The organism is Mucilaginibacter sp. GW822-FHT03E02 (genome assembly GCF_058801545.1).
The window spans coordinates 1,816,128-1,834,717 of sequence record NZ_JBXANJ010000001.1 but is presented as its reverse complement, the minus strand read 5'-3'; the positions used below and the strand labels follow the sequence as shown (position 1 = coordinate 1,834,717).

Annotated in this window: 15 protein-coding genes; 9 read left to right on the top strand and 6 right to left on the bottom strand. The window is 43.7% G+C overall.

The window, feature by feature from the left end; genetic code table 11:
- The first annotated feature begins 30 nt into the window (after positions 1-30).
- The 5 genes from AC1RM2_RS07625 to AC1RM2_RS07605 all read left to right on the top strand — a co-directional run bounded on the left by AC1RM2_RS07625 (position 31) and on the right by AC1RM2_RS07605 (position 8,049).
- The gene (locus AC1RM2_RS07625) at positions 31-993 is read left to right on the top strand and encodes a hypothetical protein (RefSeq protein WP_492984391.1); all 963 of its coding nucleotides are present in this window, start codon (positions 31-33) and stop codon (positions 991-993) included.
- 84 nt (positions 994-1,077) lie between these two features.
- Positions 1,078-2,511 carry a protein phosphatase 2C domain-containing protein gene (locus tag AC1RM2_RS07620; RefSeq protein WP_492984390.1) on the top strand — a complete coding sequence of 478 codons (1,434 nt, stop codon included), beginning with the start codon at positions 1,078-1,080 and terminating at the stop codon, positions 2,509-2,511.
- Positions 2,511-6,599, top strand: coding sequence for an FtsW/RodA/SpoVE family cell cycle protein (locus AC1RM2_RS07615; RefSeq protein WP_492984389.1), 4,089 nt, complete (start codon positions 2,511-2,513; stop codon positions 6,597-6,599). Before AC1RM2_RS07620 ends, AC1RM2_RS07615 begins: the two co-directional genes overlap by 1 nt.
- A 66-nt stretch (positions 6,600-6,665) precedes the next feature.
- Positions 6,666-7,463 carry an FHA domain-containing protein gene (locus AC1RM2_RS07610; RefSeq protein ID WP_492984388.1) on the top strand — a complete coding sequence of 266 codons (798 nt, stop codon included), beginning with the start codon at positions 6,666-6,668 and terminating at the stop codon, positions 7,461-7,463.
- A gap of 25 nt (positions 7,464-7,488) precedes the next feature.
- Complete coding sequence (locus AC1RM2_RS07605) at positions 7,489-8,049, top strand: hypothetical protein (RefSeq protein WP_492984386.1); 561 nt, start codon at positions 7,489-7,491, stop codon at positions 8,047-8,049.
- A gap of 166 nt (positions 8,050-8,215) precedes the next feature.
- Here AC1RM2_RS07605 and AC1RM2_RS07600 read toward each other — a convergent pair whose 3' ends face one another.
- From AC1RM2_RS07600 to AC1RM2_RS07575, 6 genes are all read right to left on the bottom strand, one after another.
- Positions 8,216-9,100, bottom strand: a complete 885-nt coding sequence (locus tag AC1RM2_RS07600) for an alpha/beta hydrolase (protein WP_492984385.1) — start codon at positions 9,098-9,100, stop codon at positions 8,216-8,218.
- 118 nt (positions 9,101-9,218) lie between these two features.
- Positions 9,219-9,599 (bottom strand): hypothetical protein, encoded by a 381-nt coding sequence (locus AC1RM2_RS07595; protein WP_492984384.1) that lies wholly within the window; start codon positions 9,597-9,599, stop codon positions 9,219-9,221.
- A gap of 95 nt (positions 9,600-9,694) precedes the next feature.
- Entirely contained in the window at positions 9,695-10,582 is an 888-nt protein-coding gene (locus AC1RM2_RS07590; RefSeq protein WP_492984383.1) for an alpha/beta hydrolase, read from the bottom strand.
- A 26-nt stretch (positions 10,583-10,608) separates the two neighbouring features.
- Positions 10,609-11,571, bottom strand: a complete 963-nt coding sequence (locus AC1RM2_RS07585) for an MBL fold metallo-hydrolase (RefSeq protein WP_492984382.1) — start codon at positions 11,569-11,571, stop codon at positions 10,609-10,611.
- A gap of 161 nt (positions 11,572-11,732) precedes the next feature.
- Positions 11,733-12,827 carry an AI-2E family transporter gene (locus tag AC1RM2_RS07580; protein ID WP_492984380.1) on the bottom strand — a complete coding sequence of 365 codons (1,095 nt, stop codon included), beginning with the start codon at positions 12,825-12,827 and terminating at the stop codon, positions 11,733-11,735.
- A gap of 511 nt (positions 12,828-13,338) precedes the next feature.
- Positions 13,339-13,716 carry a VOC family protein gene (locus AC1RM2_RS07575; RefSeq protein ID WP_492984379.1) on the bottom strand — a complete coding sequence of 126 codons (378 nt, stop codon included), beginning with the start codon at positions 13,714-13,716 and terminating at the stop codon, positions 13,339-13,341.
- 137 nt (positions 13,717-13,853) lie between these two features.
- Here AC1RM2_RS07575 and AC1RM2_RS07570 point away from each other — a divergent pair, with 137 nt between their 5' ends.
- The 4 genes from AC1RM2_RS07570 to polA all read left to right on the top strand — a co-directional run bounded on the left by AC1RM2_RS07570 (position 13,854) and on the right by polA (position 18,584).
- Entirely contained in the window at positions 13,854-14,198 is a 345-nt protein-coding gene (locus AC1RM2_RS07570) for a carboxymuconolactone decarboxylase family protein (protein WP_492984377.1), read from the top strand.
- Between the two features lie 379 nt (positions 14,199-14,577).
- A complete protein-coding gene (locus tag AC1RM2_RS07565) occupies positions 14,578-14,982 on the top strand; it encodes a hypothetical protein (RefSeq protein ID WP_492984376.1) in 405 nt (134 codons plus the stop codon).
- Positions 14,979-15,542: a DNA-3-methyladenine glycosylase I gene (locus AC1RM2_RS07560; RefSeq protein WP_492984375.1), complete on the top strand. Its 564-nt coding sequence runs from the start codon at positions 14,979-14,981 to the stop codon at positions 15,540-15,542. Before AC1RM2_RS07565 ends, AC1RM2_RS07560 begins: the two co-directional genes overlap by 4 nt.
- 234 nt (positions 15,543-15,776) lie before the next feature.
- Positions 15,777-18,584, top strand: coding sequence for a DNA polymerase I (polA, locus tag AC1RM2_RS07555; RefSeq protein ID WP_492984374.1), 2,808 nt, complete (start codon positions 15,777-15,779; stop codon positions 18,582-18,584).
- The last annotated feature ends 6 nt before the right edge of the window (positions 18,585-18,590 follow it).

The window sequence follows — 18,590 nt, the reverse complement described above, 5'->3', positions numbered from 1 at the left end:
ATAATTAACATCTAAAAAAAGATTTACCTAATGGAATCCAAATCTACATTTTGGCAAAAAATAGGTCTGCAGGACTGGTTTCTGCCGAATGGGAAGGCCGCCGCGGTGGCTGCTGTAGCAAATAAAACACTCACTCCCGATGATGTGTACCTGTATATCATCGAAAAATTTAAAGAATCCGTCGGTCAGCTATCTTTTGCCGATAGGGTTGTTTTTTATCACGAATACATCATCAGCTTTAACGAAGAAGACTACCAGGAGTTTATCAACAACCGTTCGGGCTTGTTTGGCATTATTGTACATGAATCGGTAAAAAAGTTTTATGAACTGCTGCGCGAACACCAGGAAGTAGGCAAAAAGGTTGAACCATCAAGTTCAAAATGGGTGTTCAGGCTGGTGTCACATCCCGATTATAAAAAGGGTGACAAGGGCTTTATAGGCAAACTGTTACCCGGGAGCAATAAAAAAGAAGAGAACCTGCGGGTAACCTTTATACCCCGCCATACAGGTGTTGCCCAAACTTTAGATATCAGCAATGATATTTTAAAAGGCTTTACCTATTACAGCGAAGGCTATTACGAACTACCTTACGCTAACGACTTGCATTATAACGAAAAGGATGTGGTAAAACCCGGCCAAACTGTTTTGGCACGGCTGGATACTATTATGCCCGATAAGCAGTTTGTTGGCCGTAAGGTGGAATTCCTGATGAAGAATGAAGATATTGTAGTATCGGGTAACGAAGAAACCCGCGAAGATGCTGCCGTATTTAAAATTCCGAGCGACTGGGTAAATACCCCGCACCTGCGCATCCGCATGAATAAGGCCGATGGTAAGCTTTACCTTTCATCATTTGGCGAATTGACCATGATTAACGAGCAGGAAATTACCCGCAGCGATGTAAACTCGCCGCAATGGGTAGAATTGCCTTTTAACTCAAAAATATTGCTGAATGGTATCATTGGCATCAACATATTTAAACCCGAAGCATAATGTCACAAATATTATCAATAGGCCTGCTGGCAATATGTGTTTTGTTATTGTTGGCCCATTTTATCGACATAAAAAGATCAAGCCATGGCAAATAATTATTTCGGACTAACCGATACCGGCAGGCAGCGGGATAATAATGAGGATACCTTTATTGCCCAAAAAGCCAACGATGGCAATTTTATTTTGGCCTGCGTAATTGATGGGGTAGGTGGCTATGTAGGCGGCGAGGTTGCCGCCGAAATTGCGCGCGAGACCATTATTAAAGATCTATCGTACATAGCAGGCAATGTCAGCGCCTTGTTAGTGAACACGTTTGTTGATGCCAACAAACAAATTTATGATAAAAAAATAACCGATAAGGAGTTGCAGAACATGGCCTGCGTACTTACGCTCGCGGTAGTCGACCTGGAAAATAACCAGTTTCATTACGCCCATGTGGGCGATACCCGTTTGTATTTGCTGCGCGATAATTCGCTTATTAAAATTTCAAAAGATCACTCCTTTGTAGGCTTCCTGGAAGACTCGGGCAGGTTAAGCGAAGAGGCCGCCATGGACCACCCTAAGCGCAACGAGATTAATAAAGCCCTGGGCTTTGACCCTAATATTGCTAAGGATGCTGATTTTGTAGAAATAGGACATTCGCCATTTTTGCCCGGCGATATGTTGCTGGTTTGCAGCGATGGCCTTACCGATATGGTGGATAAAAACCTGATAAAAAGTATCCTGACCGGTGCAGGCGAATTAGAAGATAAGGCCGCTAAACTGATACAGGCGGCCAATAATAAAGGTGGCAAAGATAACGTGACCGTGGTACTGGTACATAACAACAAGGCTCCGCGTGTTCAAAATGTAACCCGGCCGGTGGCTTCGGCCAAGGTTGCCGAAGAGATTATAGATCCCAAACATCGCCCGAAATTACCCGATGGGCCCGAAACGGTACCTGTTAAGCAAAAAAGCAATCGCACCGCGGTTGCTTTACTTGCCATATTGTTACTGGTAGTTTTGTGCGGATTTGTGTGGCAATACTGGATAAACCAGCAGCTAAAGCACGATGAAACAAAGCCGGTTGCCACCAGGCCTGTTGCCAGGCCAAAAAGCGCGGGCGAAATAAAGCTACAGGATACGCTGAGTAAATTAAAGGGAAACACCCTTATACTTTCGGCCGCCGACTTTAAGGAGCCGATAGTTTTAAGCGATTCCATTTATATTGGCAGGGATAGCCTGTACATAAAAGCAAGAGGAAAAATTGTTTTTAAACCCGATTCGGGTTATAAGGGCGCGGCTTTCATGCTATCGCCCAAAAGCAAATATGTGGTGCTGGATAGTGTGGTTTTTGATGGCTTTAAAACTGGCGTTATTACACATAACGACGCCCTGGTATTAAAATATGTGCAGTTTAGTAACTGCGTAACGCCTGTGCAAACTACCTACCTGTTCCCCGATAAACAATATGTATCGGGCAGGTTGTTTGGGGGCATGTTCAAAATAGATTCGTTACCCAAAGCCATCAAGCACTAATGGATAAGGGCACACCCAAAGCTCCCGGCAGGCGGTTGGAGCGATTATTTTTATTGCTTACAGGAATTTTGTTGGCCATGCTTTTTGGCCGGCTATATGTGGTTTTGCAGCAAAAATTCACCGACGTTGATAAGCGCCTGCAAGACGGTACCATTGTAAATCTGAATGCCCCAAACAGGGCCAGAAACGTAGCCGCGTTATTAAAGAAAGGCTACTACTTTGATGACCCGAGAGATGTGGACTATATTCAGTCAGTTATTGCCGCCAAGGCAAGCTCGGCTGGCGCTTTTGATAATGCGGGCGAACTGAATAAACGCAAATATTACGTTAATGCAGATGAAGCTATAGAACAAGGCGGCGAATCATTCAGGCAACGGGTATTGGATTCGCGCGAGCTGTTGGGTTATACCGGGGATGATTCTATCCGGTTTAGCCAGGAAAAAAATCACCCGCCCGAAATTCCCGCTCAAAACGATCTTGGCTTGGGCGATTATAGCATCAGCGGAAGGATAACCCACAAAGAGCAACCAGTTGCCGGTGTTTTAGTGAGGCTGAACATGATATTGCCAAGAGACAGTATTTACTCCGACGAGGAAACGGCTGCCAAAAACACCACTACCGAAAATTCGCCAACGGCTAAAAAGGTATTTGTCGCCAACGCCGATAAAAAGCGACAGTTGCAGTCGCTTACAGCATTTGCCCGTACAGATGCAGGCGGTCGTTATCAATTTAAAAACCTTCCTACCGATAAGGCTTTTGAGTTATTACCCTTGCAGCCGGGCTTTGAGTTTGGCCGCTCGCAGGGCGTGGTTGAACTGGATGGCGATAAAAAGATAAATTTTGTGCAGGCGCCGCACAGCATTAAGCTGCTGTCGACCCGCGATTTTAATATTCTTAAAAAAGAGGGCGCGTTTATTGTACGTACTATCGACGATTTTAATACCTGGTATTGGATTATTGCTGCCAGCTTTTTTGCGGGGTTTATTGTTATCCATATCCTGTTAAGTTACCGTTATCCCCAGGCCGATCAAATTATATTGCCCCTGGTAATGATACTTACCGGGATCTCATTTCTCACCTTGTTAAGCCTGCAAGATCCGTTAAGGGATAGGTTTTTAGCAAAAGATACCCTCATTTACCTGGGCATAGGCGTTGGTATTATCTGCGTTATGCTGTTTATCAACCTGCGCAAGCTTACTGCCGATTCGGGCTTATACCGTTTGCTGGTATTTAAAAATACACGCAGCGCCGCAAATGGCTGGCCATGGGTTGTTGTGGCCATGGGCATTTTGTTTAGTACTATTTTATTTGGTACCGGGCCCGAGGGAAGCGGCGTTAAGGTAAACCTGCTGGGTTTCCAGCCAAGCGAGATTGTAAAATACCTGGTGATTATTTTCCTGGCGGGATTTTTTGCTGCCAATGAAAAATTTATAAGTCAATATGCCAGCTGGAGCAAGCGTTTGTCGTTCTTCTCTTCGGCGCTGATAGCCACATTAATTACCTTGTTGCTGTTTTTAGTTTTAGGCGATCTGGGGCCGGCTATGGTTATCTGCTTTACTTTTATCATCCTGTTCTCTTTCTCCCGTGGCGACTTTTTGCCAATGGCCGGTTTTGTGGTGCTTTTTGTGCTCATTACCTGGTTTTTTGATAATGTTTGGTTAAGCGCCGGTATTACTTTCGGCATATTAGGTTTGTTTGGTTTCTGGAAGCCCAAATACTTAAGTGAATCGGCCGTGATGGCGCTAATTGTGATTAGCGCTTTTTTAACCATCGATAAAATTCCCGGCCTGGATAAAATTATCCCCGGTCCGGTTGAACGTTTGGTTGAGCGTAAAGCCATCTGGCAGGATCCGTGGAATAACGAAGTTTATGGTGGCGACCAGGTAGCCAACGGCCTTTGGGCAATGGCCGGTGGCGGTTTAACAGGCGAAGGCGTTGGTCAGGGCTTTGCTAAAACCATTCCCGAAGCACATACCGATATGATTTTGCCATCAATAGGCGAGGAGTTTGGCTGGGCTGGTATGGCAGCCGTATTTATATTGTTCCTGCTGTTTTTACACCGGTCGATAATTATTGGGCGGCAAACGGGTACGCCCTTATTGTTTTACTTAAGCGCCGGTATTGGCGTATGTACCTTTGTGCAGTTTTTGCTGATAGCCGGTGGCTCAATTGGGGCATTGCCCTTGTCGGGCGTATCGTTGCCGTTTGAAAGTTATGGTGGCTCGTCGTTGGTAATCAATTTATTGGCTACCGGATTTTTGCTGTCGGTATCATTGGTAAAAGGCAGCCAGGTGCAAATGGATTACATTACCAAACAGCAGGATAAGAACCTGGTACCCGCTTTGGCGGCAGCATTGGCCGGGGTGATATTGTTAACCGTAAATGTATCGCGCTACAGCGCCGATAATAAAAAATGGGTGGTGAAACCCGCCCTGGTTGCCGATAAAAGCGGGCTGCGGATGTTTAGCTATAACCCAAGGATTGCTATCTTAATGAACAAGCTGCAGGCCGGATCATTACTGGACAGGAACGGATTGATCCTGGCTACCAGTAAACCCGAACTTATTGAAAAACAGCAAAAGAAGCTGGCTGTAGCGGGCGTAAAAGATTATAACCTCGATTCGGCAGTGCATAAGCGGCTGGAACGGTTTTACCCCTTTGAAGAACAAATGTTTTTTTGGACGGGCGACGCGAATACCGGCGTATTTAACGGCAGTACCAACGGCTACTTTGCCGAGTATGAACACGCGGCCGAATTACGTGGTTTTAAAATGCCCATCAGTAGTTACAATGTAAAGGCATCCCGCTACCAGGAAGACAGGTTTTTGCCCCGCGGGGTAAAAGAAATGACGGTAGCCAAGAAGGATTATAGCGAACTGGCGCCATTACTGTTAGCCGATATTAATGGCCCCGAAGTAGCCGCCTTTAAAAACCGTAACCGGGATGTAAAGCTGACTATGGATGCCGATTTGCAAACAAAAATTCAGCAATCTATAGCTACTGATACATCTTTGTATGATAACCGGGTATCCGTTGTAGTGATGGAGGCCAATACTGGGGATGTGCTGGTGTCGGCACAGTATCCGCTGCCGCCGGTGCACAACTGGGATCAGCTAACCATGTCGCAAGCAGATCAGAATAAACTATCCAACTGGATGACTACTACCGATCTGGGCTTCACTTATGCCTCGCAGCCAGGTTCAACAGCCAAAGTATTAACAGCCATGTCGGCATTTAATAAACTGGGCATTGATGCATCTAAGGTAACCTACCACGTAAGCATGGAAGAGCGGATCCGTACCAAGGGAATCGAGCCGGACGAAACCGGTATCATTACCATGGAACGGGCGATAGCCAAATCAAACAACGTATATTTTATTAAACTGGCCAATCAGCAGCACCTGGAAGAATATATGGTAAACCTGTATATGAAAACCGGGATGTTTTTGCATGGGGTAGGCGGCTACTATTATAATAAACCTGCCGAAAACGATGCGCAGGAAGAAAAATGGCGCAACCTGTGGCGTAAAACCGAGTTTAATACCAAGCCCCGGTACGATCCTAACAATATTCATAAAACCAGGGCCAAAGGTATTTCGGGTATGGCCTGGGGGCAGGGAGAGTTGATTGCTACCCCCGCATCTGTTGCCCGGCTGGTATCGGGCGTAGCCAATAATGGCGTGTTATTAGCCAATAGGTTTGTTTTGAATGTTGGCAAAACAAAAATGCCGGTAAAGGCCGGTATTACGCTGGCCGACAAACCAGATTATGCTGCCCTGCTAAAGCAATATATGATAACCCAAAGCGCGCCAAAGGTGCCTATATTGGGTATAGCAGTTGCCGGTAAAAGCGGTACACCCGAACGTATTGTTAAAAATAAAAGCGTAAACGATGGCTGGTATGTATTTTTTGCGCCAGAGGCAAACGGAAAAGGCAATATGGTTGTTTGTATCCGTGTAGAATCGACCAAAGGATCGTCAGATGCGGTGCATTTAGCCGGGAAACACGTGATCCCTTTCCTTTTGGAGAAGGGTTATATGAAGAGTATAGTACCGGGAGAAGTCGCCGAGCCTACAGATCAGCAATAAATAATTTTATCAAATTCGTGCAATTCGATAAAATTCGCGCAATTAGTATAATTAAAACTTAAAAATATGGCATTTAGTTTTTTTAGTAAAAGCGGTGGAGAAAAGGGACAAGTTGATGTAAAGGGCCTGCGCGAAGCCATACTACGTTTTATAAAAGAGGCCCTGCAAAAGGTTGAAGGCGGCGAAGGCAGGCACATTAAGGAGCTGTTGCTTTACCTTGCTCCAGATGCCGACGACAAACATCTTTACGAAGGTGCGGTTTATGTGCACGAGAAGGAAGTATTCAGGAACGAGATTCAGCGGATTGCTGATGACTACGCGATAGAGTTGCCCGATGACTGGACCATTGACGTGATTTTTGCAGATAAGCTTCCCGCCGATGTGCCAAAGATTCCCGAGATTGACGCCGCTTTCCAGATGCATACCCGTAGGCAGGTGGCACATAATGCATCATCGGCCATTGCTTATATCAGGATACTTAGCGGCGAAGCCGAAAAGGAAGAATACCTGATTAAGGCTACCGACGGCAAGATTAATATTGGACGGGATAAAAAAGTGATAACGGAGAACGGATCATACCGGCTGAACAAGATTATATTCCCGGCCGATAGTAACGACCCCAGCAACAAATTTATCAGCAGGCAGCATGCCCATATCGAATGGAATAAAGACGCGGAATGTTTTATGATTTTTGCCGATGAGGGTGGTGTACCGCCGCGTAATAAAACCAAGATCAGCATAGCGGCCGACGATAAGCTGATTAAGCTTAACTCGACCCAGATTGGCCACCCGATGAACGAAGGCGACCAGGTAATATTGGGCGAATCGGTGGTGTTTTTATTTAGTGTTAAGGCAGAAGGGTAATTATTAATAGCAAGTTAATTTATCTATGACGACCCGAAAGGTATTAGTGCTGCTTTTATTATTGTTTTCGGGAGCCATAACCCAGGCTCAAACTGCCGAACAGGTTTACGATAGTTATCTTGATTTTAATGTGGCAAAGCTGAATGATGACGCTGCCCAGTCAATAGCCCTTGCCCAAAAGATTTTGCCCGATACAGCTAAGCTGACGCCCAAAGTGCGGGTTGCATTTTATAACTCGCTCGCAAAGCTTTACGAAGATGATAACCAAAGCATCAATGCCATTAAATATTACAAAATAGTGGTAGCCGCCCAGCCAGATTATTACGTGGCGCACCGTGCTTTAGGCTACCTGTATATCAAAGATATTTCGGGAAAACCAGTGGTGATGAACCTGAATTATATTGAAAAAGCCAGGTTGGCTTTACCCCATCTTGAAAAAGCCCAGGCCTGCGATCCCGATGAAAATACCCTGAAAATTATTAAGGTACTCTATACCAATTTAAATAACGAAGCCGCGCTTGGCACACTGCCCGCCCGCCTGGAAAAATTGAGAAAGAATTGTGTTGATCTGTTGAGTGATCAATAGATTTAGATGTGCAGATTTCAGATGTGCAGATGATTAATCAATTTGGAAATCTGAGGATTTGAGAATTTCAAAATGAGATTCCGAATATCTGAAATTTATCCTTTTCATCTGCACATCTGAAATTTGCACATCTGCACATCCGCTCCTTCATCTGCACATCCGCAGCCTATTTCTGTCTAAAACTATCCCCAATAAAGTTTAGTGCATCTATAATGCCGGTGCGCCAATATGTCCAGGTGTGGGCGCCGTCGCGGATACGGAACTCATGGGGGACTTTTTTGTCCATCAGGGCAACGTGTAACAGGGAATTACCTTTGCTTAGGGCATCATCATCACCACAGTCAATCCAGTAACGCACATCGTTAAGATCGTCAGCTGTTTTGCCTTGAATTAATCCTAAAATGGAATTTGCTTTCCAAGTATCATTTAATCGCTCGGCACCTTTAAGGTTGGGGCCGAAAACTTTAGCGTACGCCTCGGCCCAGCGGGCATCGGTAATGCCCATAAAGTCTTCCTCGTTGCGTACGGCTGCACTTAAAGCTGCCGCAGCCGAGAACATTTCGGGATGTTTAATGCTGTAAATTAAAGTTCCGAATCCGCCCATAGATAAACCGGCTACGGCGCGGTATTTTTTAGTGCCTTTTATGCGATAATCTTTTTCGATGGTAGGGATAAATTCCTTGAAAAAGAAATCCTCATAATTGCGTTTACCATCGTAGGAGTTAATGTAAAATGTAGTTTTTGCATCAGGCATTACAATAATCATCGGCGGTATTTTACCTTCGGCGATGGCTTTATCAGCATAGCGGTTAATCTCGCCAAATTGCAGCCAGCCGGTTTGGTCGTCGCCATAGCCATGCAGCAGGTACACTACCGGGTAGGTACGGTTTGATGTTTCATAATCGGCAGGCAGGTAAATGGCATATTTTACGTTGTAATCCAAAATGTCGCTCTTTACATTTTGTTCCTCTATCACCTTGCCGGCCGGGATATGCTGTGCAAATGCGGTAGATGCAGAGAGGAGGAAGCAGAGCAGAATAAATTTTTTCATCGTATCTTAATCAATTTGAAAATTTGAGGATTTGAAAATTTGAAAATAAAATTTATATATCTGAAATGTTTTCATTTTCATCTGCACATCTGAAATTTGCATATCTGCACATTTAAAATCAGTCCGCATCCCATACCCAAGGTTCTTCGCCTACAAAAGCAATGGTTAGGTCTGTCCCGTCAATTTTAAATTTCCAGGCTATGTTTTCGCGTTTGTCGTTTTTAATATCGCTGCAGGTAAAAAAATAATACACCGTAAATATGCATTTGAATGATCCCGTTAAGTCATTGGTGTTAAACTGAGCCTCTACAATATCAAACTCCCGCACTTCTGGCGATCCTCCGTTATCATAAAAATAAGAAGCCAGGCCCTGCCGCATGTTGGCGTTGTTTTGATCGTCGCCCAAAAATGCGCTCAAAAAGTCAGCTATCGGCAGCGTGCCATCTGTGAGTTTTTCCAGGTGACCCATTAAAACCGGAAGGTTAAAATCTTTTGCCATTTATCAACATTGAAATATTTCTCATCCATCTTTTCAATCCATCTGCACATCTGAAATCTGCATATCTGCACATCCGCTGCATATCTGCACATCAATTACTTCTGCCTGAAGCCATCGCCTATAAAACTGAGGGCATTGGTGATACCTGTGCGCCAGTATGTCCAGTTATGGGCACCATCGCGTATCCTGAATTCGTGGGGCACTTTCTTTTCTGTCAGGGCTATGTGCAGCATGCTGTTGCCTATGGTTAAAAAGTCATCATCGCCGCAATCAATCCAGTAGCGCACTTTGCTCAAATCGTCTGCCGTTTTATTTTGTACCAGGTTCAACACTGAATTTGCCTGCCAGTCTTTAGTCAGCCTGTCTTTACCCTTAAATCCACGGCCAAATAGCTGGCCAAAAACATGTTCATAATTATCATCTGGTTGGTTAACCATCTGGTCATCCGGGAATACTGCTGCGCTTAATGCCGCCGCCGCCGAAAACAGTTGCGGATATTTTATAGCGTAAATCAGCGTACCGTAGCCACCCATAGAAAGGCCGGCAACTCCGCGGTATTGTCTTTCCGTTTTTACGCGATAGGCCTGCTCAACATGTGGTATAAATTCTTTGATAAAAAAATCTTCGTATTTTTCTTTTCCATCGTAGGAGTTAATATACCAGCTGGTACCGCCATCGGGCATTACAATAATCATTGGCGGTATAGTACCATCCAAAATAGCCTGATCGGCATATCGGTTTATCTCGCCAAATTGTAACCAGCCGGTATTATCGTCAGTATATCCGTGTAAAAGGTATACCACCGGGTAGGTGCGGTTAGCCGTTTCATAATCGGCAGGCAGGTAAATGGTGTATTTTACGTTGCGTTTTAAAACTTTGCTTTTAACGGTTTGCTCTTCAATTACTTTGCCTTGCTGGGCAAATGCGCTGCCGGTGCTTACCAGGAAACAAAAGAACAGGCAGGTTTTGAAAATATTTTTCATATATTCTAAATTGAGGTTGGTAGTTGTTAAAAAGTAAGCGGTTTGCCTTGCTGCGGGTAAACCAGGTTTAGCTGTAATTTGTTTTCAACTTTTAATTCGTCTTTTATTTTGGCAATGCTGTTTACAGGCGGTTTTAAATGCGTAACAACAATGTTTAATCCTTTTATCGCATCCAAACCGGTTAATGCGGCCAGTTTATCCATTTCGGCCATTAGCCAATGCGGGGTAAGGTGGCCAAATAATGTTTTATCAGGTTGTTCGCTGGGGAACGAAACCTCAATCATGATGGCTTTTAGTTGTTTGCTTTTAACCAGGGAGGCAACAGCTTGCCAAAGCTTTTGCAGGTTGGTGCTTTTTTCAACAGCATCGGGGCCGGTATCGCCTAAATATAAAATATAAGCATTATTGCTGTGTACCAAAAAGGCAGTACTGGTGAGGTTTGAGTGGCTTAACGGGAATGCCTGTACTTTCAGCGCGGTGTTTTCTATAGCCACCTCGTTGCCAGGCTCAAGTGGTTTGTAATGAAACTTTTTTAATGCGGGGCTTTCTCCATCATCGGCAAAGTTGGCCCAGCTTGCCCAGGTAAAGTAATGGGTTTTCAGTGTTTCAAGCGTACTTTGCAGGCCGTAGATATTTTTAGTGCTGTCGTCGGGCGAGTTAATGACCAGGCCCGCCAGATGATCAAGATGGGCATGCGAAATGAAATATCCTTTGATGTATTGCCTCAATACTTTCTCCTGCGAAACCTGGAAGGCCTTGTTTTCGATAGCTTTTTTAATGCCATAGTGTAGTGTGCCGGCATCTAAGCATATATAATTGTTACTGTTGCTTGCTGCCAGCATGTAAGCCGATAGGTTGCTTTCATCAATGCCCCCAAGTACGCCCAAAGGCACCAGCCTGAATGAGGACGCTGGTTTAACTTGCGCCTTTACCCCAAAAGGTACCAAAGCACATAGAATAACGCTAAAAGCAAGGAATTTACGGATCATTAAAGGTAGATTTTCAATTGCAGTACAGCACAATTGTTATGCTGCTAAATTAATGATATACCCATCAATTAAACAAAAATAAAAGCTGTTTTAAAATGATAGCTGAAGCAATGCTTCTTACAAAATCCGAACGTTTATATTACTTAATGCTTAAACTGATATTATTCAACTTTTAGCTTTTCGGCAACTTTTTTATTAGACTCATAGTCGCCTCCCAAAAGGTAACCCCAGGGTTTAAGGCTTTCAATGCGGTCAAATATAATTTTGAAAATAGCAATAACCGGTATAGAAAGGAACATGCCCGAAAGCCCCCAGATCATTTCGCCAAGGATAATGCCGATGAACGAGATCAGGGCGTTCAACCTCACCTTTGAACCCACAATGGTTGGCAGCAAAAAGTTGGCATCTACAGCGTGTATTACAATTACACTAACAGCCACTGTTACAGTTTTGCCAATATTGCCGGTAGCAAAAGTGATGATGGTGCTTAATAGCAACGCCGTGAAAATGCCGATATAGGGGATGATATTAAATAGGCCTACAATGATACCCAGTAACGCCGCGTATTTTATGCCGATTAATAAAAAAACGGTAATGGCAACACTGGCTACAATAAACATTTCAAGCAATAGCCCCAGTATATACTGCCTCATGATAGATTGAACGTTTTCTACAATGTCCATCACTACCGCCGAGTTCTCGTCCCTGAATACCCAGATGATAAACCGAAGAAGAAGCCGCCTGTAAAGCAAAATAAAAAACGTGAAGATCATGATAAACACATAAAATATCATGAGCGACGAGATTGCGCCGAAAGCAGTGCTTACCACATCGGTTCCCGATTCCATTATTTTTTTGGAGGCATCATCTACATATTTTAATTGTTTGGCCGCATTGATGTGGAAGGCTGATTGTACCCAATCCTGCAAATCATGTATTGATTGTGATACCTGGCTTTTTAGCATTGGCCAATCGTTGGCAAGGTTTGATATTTGGGAACCCACCAGGTATAATATACCGCCAACCAGGGCCACCAACAAAAGGATAGATACCAATGACGACATGCTGCGCGGCAGGCGTATTTTTTTTTCAAGAAAGTTGGAAACTGGCAGCAACAGGATAGCAAATATAAACCCGAAGATTAATGGGTCGAGGATATCTTTGCCTACGATGATGAGGTAGCCAAGGGCCAGAAAACCCAGCAGAGTAAGCGCAAGTCGTTCATAAAAAGGGGCTATAATTTTTTTTGCCGGCATAGGGTAGATGATTATCTGGTGTTGTTCAGGTACCTTAACACAAAGCGGTACCCGAGGTTTGAAGATACATAATTATTAGGCAAAAAGCCATCTTTTCTTCTGCAACGGCAGGCAAACGCATTTAATTGGGTTAACATAACTTAACATATTTTAGATATGTTTTTTTATAAATATTTGATAATCAATATTTTGCATTTTAACATGGTTAACACTAAACTGATCGCCCAATTTAGGCGCGTCCAAATATTTGTGCCCGTTGTTGGCCAATACAAGTCCCTTTAGTACCTGGATCATTTAACCAGGATCAGCCAATAGAAACAAGGTATCGTTTGATGCTTATATCTTCCCGACGCTATAAGTTTATTCCGTTAGCTATTAGTAAATAACAGCTTATTGCCGTTAACTACTTAGATGCGTTTGCCCTGTCTGCAACGCTCGTTGTAAATTTATATCCACTGGTAAAAGGTGAAACTTACTTTGATGATTGAACCCATCGGCCGGCTTAATCGTTTTACTCGTCCTCGGCAAACGTAAGTACGTAATTGTTATTGTCTTTAATCGAAAACTCAGTAGCCCTATAAAAAGTTGTTTCTAAGCCTTTCAAAACAGGCACCAGATCTTTTACAGATTCGAAAAAAGCCCGGATGTTTTTGAGTTTGATATAGAGCAGCATCGACGCTCCATCCTGCCGGCTGATATCGGGAAGTTCTTCGCCCAGGCTTGCCATGGTTTGAAACATCATGGTTACGTTACCTTTGGCCATCATAGCCCAAACCAAGTCGGCGCCGGTTTCGGGCACGGTTACTACCAGTTCGAAACCCAGCAGGTGATAAAATTTGATAGTTTCGTTTATATCCTTAACAAAAATATTGGGCGATAAGCTTTCCATGTTTTTTTAATTAAGCTGTAAAAGTTGAGATAAATACTTGGGATAAAATTATAGATTTTTATTGAAAATGCTAAATAATTTAGTAAAATTGTCAAAAATCAATAATTCAGTAAATCACTAATTCAATAATTAAAAAAGTGGGAAAACTTGTAGAAGAATTTGATAGCTATCGTGCCAAAATGAACGATAGGATTATGGAAACCGCTAACACTAATATCAAACGCTTTTTCGCGCTGGATACCACCAGTTATGCTGAAGGAGCCCTCGATGTAAAAACCAAAGAAATGCTTGGCCTGGTTGCCAGTATGGTATTGCGCTGCGACGATTGTATTAAATACCACCTTGGCAAATGCCACGAGGCTGGCGTTAACAGCGACGAAATGAACGAGATATTTATGATAGCCAATTTGGTAGGCGGATCAATTGTAATTCCGCATTACCGACGTGCTGTAGAGTATTGGGATGAACTAAACGAAGCTTAGCAAGTTTCGGGTTGGAGGGAGAGAGCAGTTGAGCAACCTTTATGTCCTAATATAAGGGACAAAACAATCTCTCAACTCTGCAGGACGAATATGATTGTCGGTAATATGTTGGTTTTTAGTGCAATAAAAATGATAGACGGGCGTATAGTGTTAATAAAAACCTAATCTTATGTATCAATCCAAATCCCGTCATAAACTATTTGATGTAGACATGTTTCCGATGTTCAACTTGTTATTGATTGTGTTAATGTTTCTGGTATTTTACGGCAGGCCTTTAATTCGGTATCCTCTCGATATCAATTTACCGGTTGGACATTCATTTAACATCTGGGATCTCGACGCGGATTTTGGAACCATATTAGTGGGAGAAAACAAGGTAATGTTTGGACTCGAATATACCGATGTTCGCGAAGACGCGTTAAAACAAATGGCCGCGATAGACAACGTGCCATTTTCGCCTGACGACATCGCTAAGTTTGGCCAAACTGATTTTATTGGTACTCCTTTAAATTCATTAAAAAAGTACATCAGCAACTATTACAATTCTGCCGATTATCGTACCCAACCAGGTTTATTGCCCGATATATCATGCGACGACGAGTTATTCAATTGGATAAAATGCTCAAGGAGGGCAACAGTTAATCAACACAATACGCAATTGCGCATTGTTATTACGGCCGATGGCAATACACCCTACCCGGTAATTAAGAAAATAATCAGTGTTTTGCATAAGCAACGCGTAAATAGATTTACAATAATGTATTCTTTTATATGGCAAAAATGAACGAAACCCCACAAGAAATAATCCGTTGTGCTTGGGCCGGAACAGACCCATTATATAACAAATACCACGACGAAGAATGGGGCAAAGAAGTACACGACGACAAAACGCTTTTCGAGTTTCTGATCCTCGAATCTGCCCAGGCTGGTTTAAGCTGGATAACTATTTTACGCAGGAGGGAGGGCTACCGCAAAGCTTTTGCTGATTTTGATGTACAGAAAGTAGCCTCCTTTACTGATGACGATGTAGAACGCCTGATGCAGGATACCGGCATCATTCGTAACCGGCTAAAAATACTGGCAGCTATCAACAACGCTAAACTGTTCATTGGGATACAGCAGGAATTTGGCTCGTTTGATAAATACCTGTACAGCTTTATGCCCGGCGGAAAACCGATTATCAATCATCACCATAAAATCCCCGCCAGTACGCCCGAATCGGATGCTATCAGCAAGGATATGAAAAAGCGGGGCTTCAAATTTTTTGGTACCACTATTTGTTATGCCCATATGCAGGCAACAGGTATGGTGAATGATCATATACCGGAGTGTAGTTTCAAATAATACACACGAATTGTCACGAATTCAGTCTAATTGCACGAATTTTTTTAAACACGAATTATCGCTGATTTAATCGAATTACGGGAATTTTAGTAGGCACGAATTATCATTGATTTAATCAAATTGTACGAATTTTAATCAGCGCGAATTATCATGGATTTAATTCTATTTTTGCATAAAGCCATTGCAGGTAATTCGTGAAATTCGATTAAATCCGTGCAATTAGTGTGTATAAATATGAAAAAACTATTTCTTTTGGATGGCATGGCCCTTATTTACCGGGCGCATTTTGCTTTGAGTAAAAGTCCGCGGTTTACCTCGGGCGGGATGAATACATCAGCGGTAATGGGCTTTACCAATACCCTGCTGGATGTTTTGAAAAAAGAAAAACCAACCCACATGGCAGTGGTTTTTGATACCGAAGCGCCAACCGAACGCCATACAGATTATGAACATTACAAGGCCCACCGCGAGGCCATGCCCGAAGATTTATCAAAGGCATTACCCTATGTAGTGAAGCTAATACTGGGTTTCAACATCCCGGTGATAACATCAGATGGCTACGAGGCTGATGATATTATAGGTACCCTGGCCAAAAAGGCCGAACAAAAAGGCTACCAGGTTTATTGTATGACACCCGATAAAGATTTCGCTCAGCTGGTATCAGATAACATCCGCATTTACAAGCCCGCCCGCATGGGGAACGAGATGGAAATTTTGGGCGTGAAGGAAGTGCTGGAGAAATGGGAAATAGAACACGTTGAACAGGTTATAGATATTTTAGGCCTTTGGGGCGATGCGGTAGATAATATCCCCGGCATCCCGGGTATAGGCGAGAAAACGGCCAAATCGCTTATTAAGCAATACGGCTCGATGGAAAACATCATTGCCCATAGCCATGAGCTTAAAGGCAAGCAGCGCGAGAATGTTGAGCAATTTGCAGAGCAGGGTTTACTATCAAAAAAACTGGCTACTATATTATTAAACGTACCTGTTGAACTGGACGAGGAAGGGCTGGAAGTTGGCGCACCAAGCAAAGAACTGTTAGAGCCCCTTTTTGCCGAACTGGAATTCCGCACGCTGGGCAGGCGTGTGTTTGGCGATGATTTTACCATCACTGAGTTTAAATCTGCCGGCACCCAAACCGATTTGTTTGGCGAGCCTGTTGCCACCGCCCGCACCACCATGACGGTTGATGTAGAGGATATCCGCGAAGACTTTGTAACAGTATCTAAAAATATAGATAACGTACCGCACGAATACCACCTGGCCGATACATCTGAAAAACGCGCCGAACTGATTGCTATCCTTGAAAAACAGGAAAGCTTTTGCTTCGATACGGAAACCACCGGTACTGATGCCAACTATTGCGAATTGGTTGGCCTGTCGTTTTCGATAAAGCCAGGCGAGGCCTGGTATGTGCCGGTGCCCGAAGATCAGGAAGCGGTTAAAGCTATAGTTAACGAGTTTAAACCGGTGCTGGAAAACGAAAATATTGGCAAAATTGGGCAGAATATTAAGTTTGATATCCTGATGCTGAAATGGTACGGTGTGCAGGTTAAAGGCCCGCTGTTTGATACCATGATGGCGCATTATATTATCGACCCGGATACCCGCCACGGCATGGATATCCTGTCCGAAAATTACCTGGGCTACAAGCCGGTTTCCATCACCTCGCTTATTGGCCCCAAGGGTAAAAACCAGGGCAGCATGCGCGATGTGGAGATAGAAAAAATAAAAGAATATGCCGCCGAGGATGCCGATATTACCCTGCAATTAAAATCGGTCTTCGAACCGAAATTAAAAGAGGTGGAAAGCGAAAAACTGATTCACGAGATAGAGCATCCATTGATTTACGTACTGGCCGACATTGAATTTGAAGGGGTAAAAATAGATCACTTTACGTTGGGCGAGTTCAGCAAAGAACTGGAGACCGATATTAGTAAGCTGGAAAAAACTGTTTATGAAAAAGCAGGGGTAAGGTTCAATATCGCGTCGCCAAAACAGTTGGGCGAAGTATTGTTTGAAAAACTGATGCTTGACCCCAAAGCCAAGAAGACCAAAACCGGCCAATATCAAACCGGTGAAGATGTATTACTATCGTTAGCCGCCAAAAGCGATATCGTGAGAGATATATTAGATTTTAGGCAGCTGCAAAAACTCAAATCAACTTATGTTGACGCTTTGCCAACAATGGTAAATCCTAAAACGGGCAGGGTGCATACCTCATACAACCAGGCGGTGGCTGCTACCGGCAGGTTAAGCAGCGTTAACCCCAACCTGCAAAATATCCCTATCCGTACCGAGCGCGGCAGGGAGGTGCGTAAAGCCTTTATCCCAAGAAATGCAGGCCACAGCATTGTATCTGCCGATTATTCGCAGATAGAATTGCGTATTATAGCCGAGATCAGCAAAGACCCAAACATGACGCAGGCCTTTGTTGATAATCTTGACATTCATACTGCCACCGCCGCCAATGTTTATGGCATCGCTTTGGATGAAGTAACCAGTGAACAACGCCGCAACGCCAAAGCGGTTAACTTTGGTATCATTTACGGGCAGTCGGCCTTTGGTTTATCACAAAGTTTAGGCATCCCGCGTAAAGAGGCTGCGGATATTATTGAGCAGTACTTTGCCCAGTTTCCCGGTATAAAGCAATATATGAGCGATACCATGAACTTTGCCCGCGAAAACGGCTATGTATGTACGTTGATGGGCCGCCGCCGCTACCTGCGCGATATCAATTCGGCCAATGCTACCGTTCGCGGTTTTGCCGAGCGAAATGCGATTAATGCACCGATCCAGGGTTCGGCAGCAGATATGATCAAGATTGCCATGATCAACATCCACCGCGAGTTTATAAACCAGAAATTGGATGCCCGTATGACCATGCAGGTACATGATGAGTTGGTGTTTGATGTACCTCATGACGAAATTGAGATTGTAAAACCCATCATTATGCATAATATGAAAACCGCCATCAAAACTACCGTGCCTATTATGGTAGAGATTGGTACTGGGTTGAATTGGTTAGAGGCGCATTGATAATGA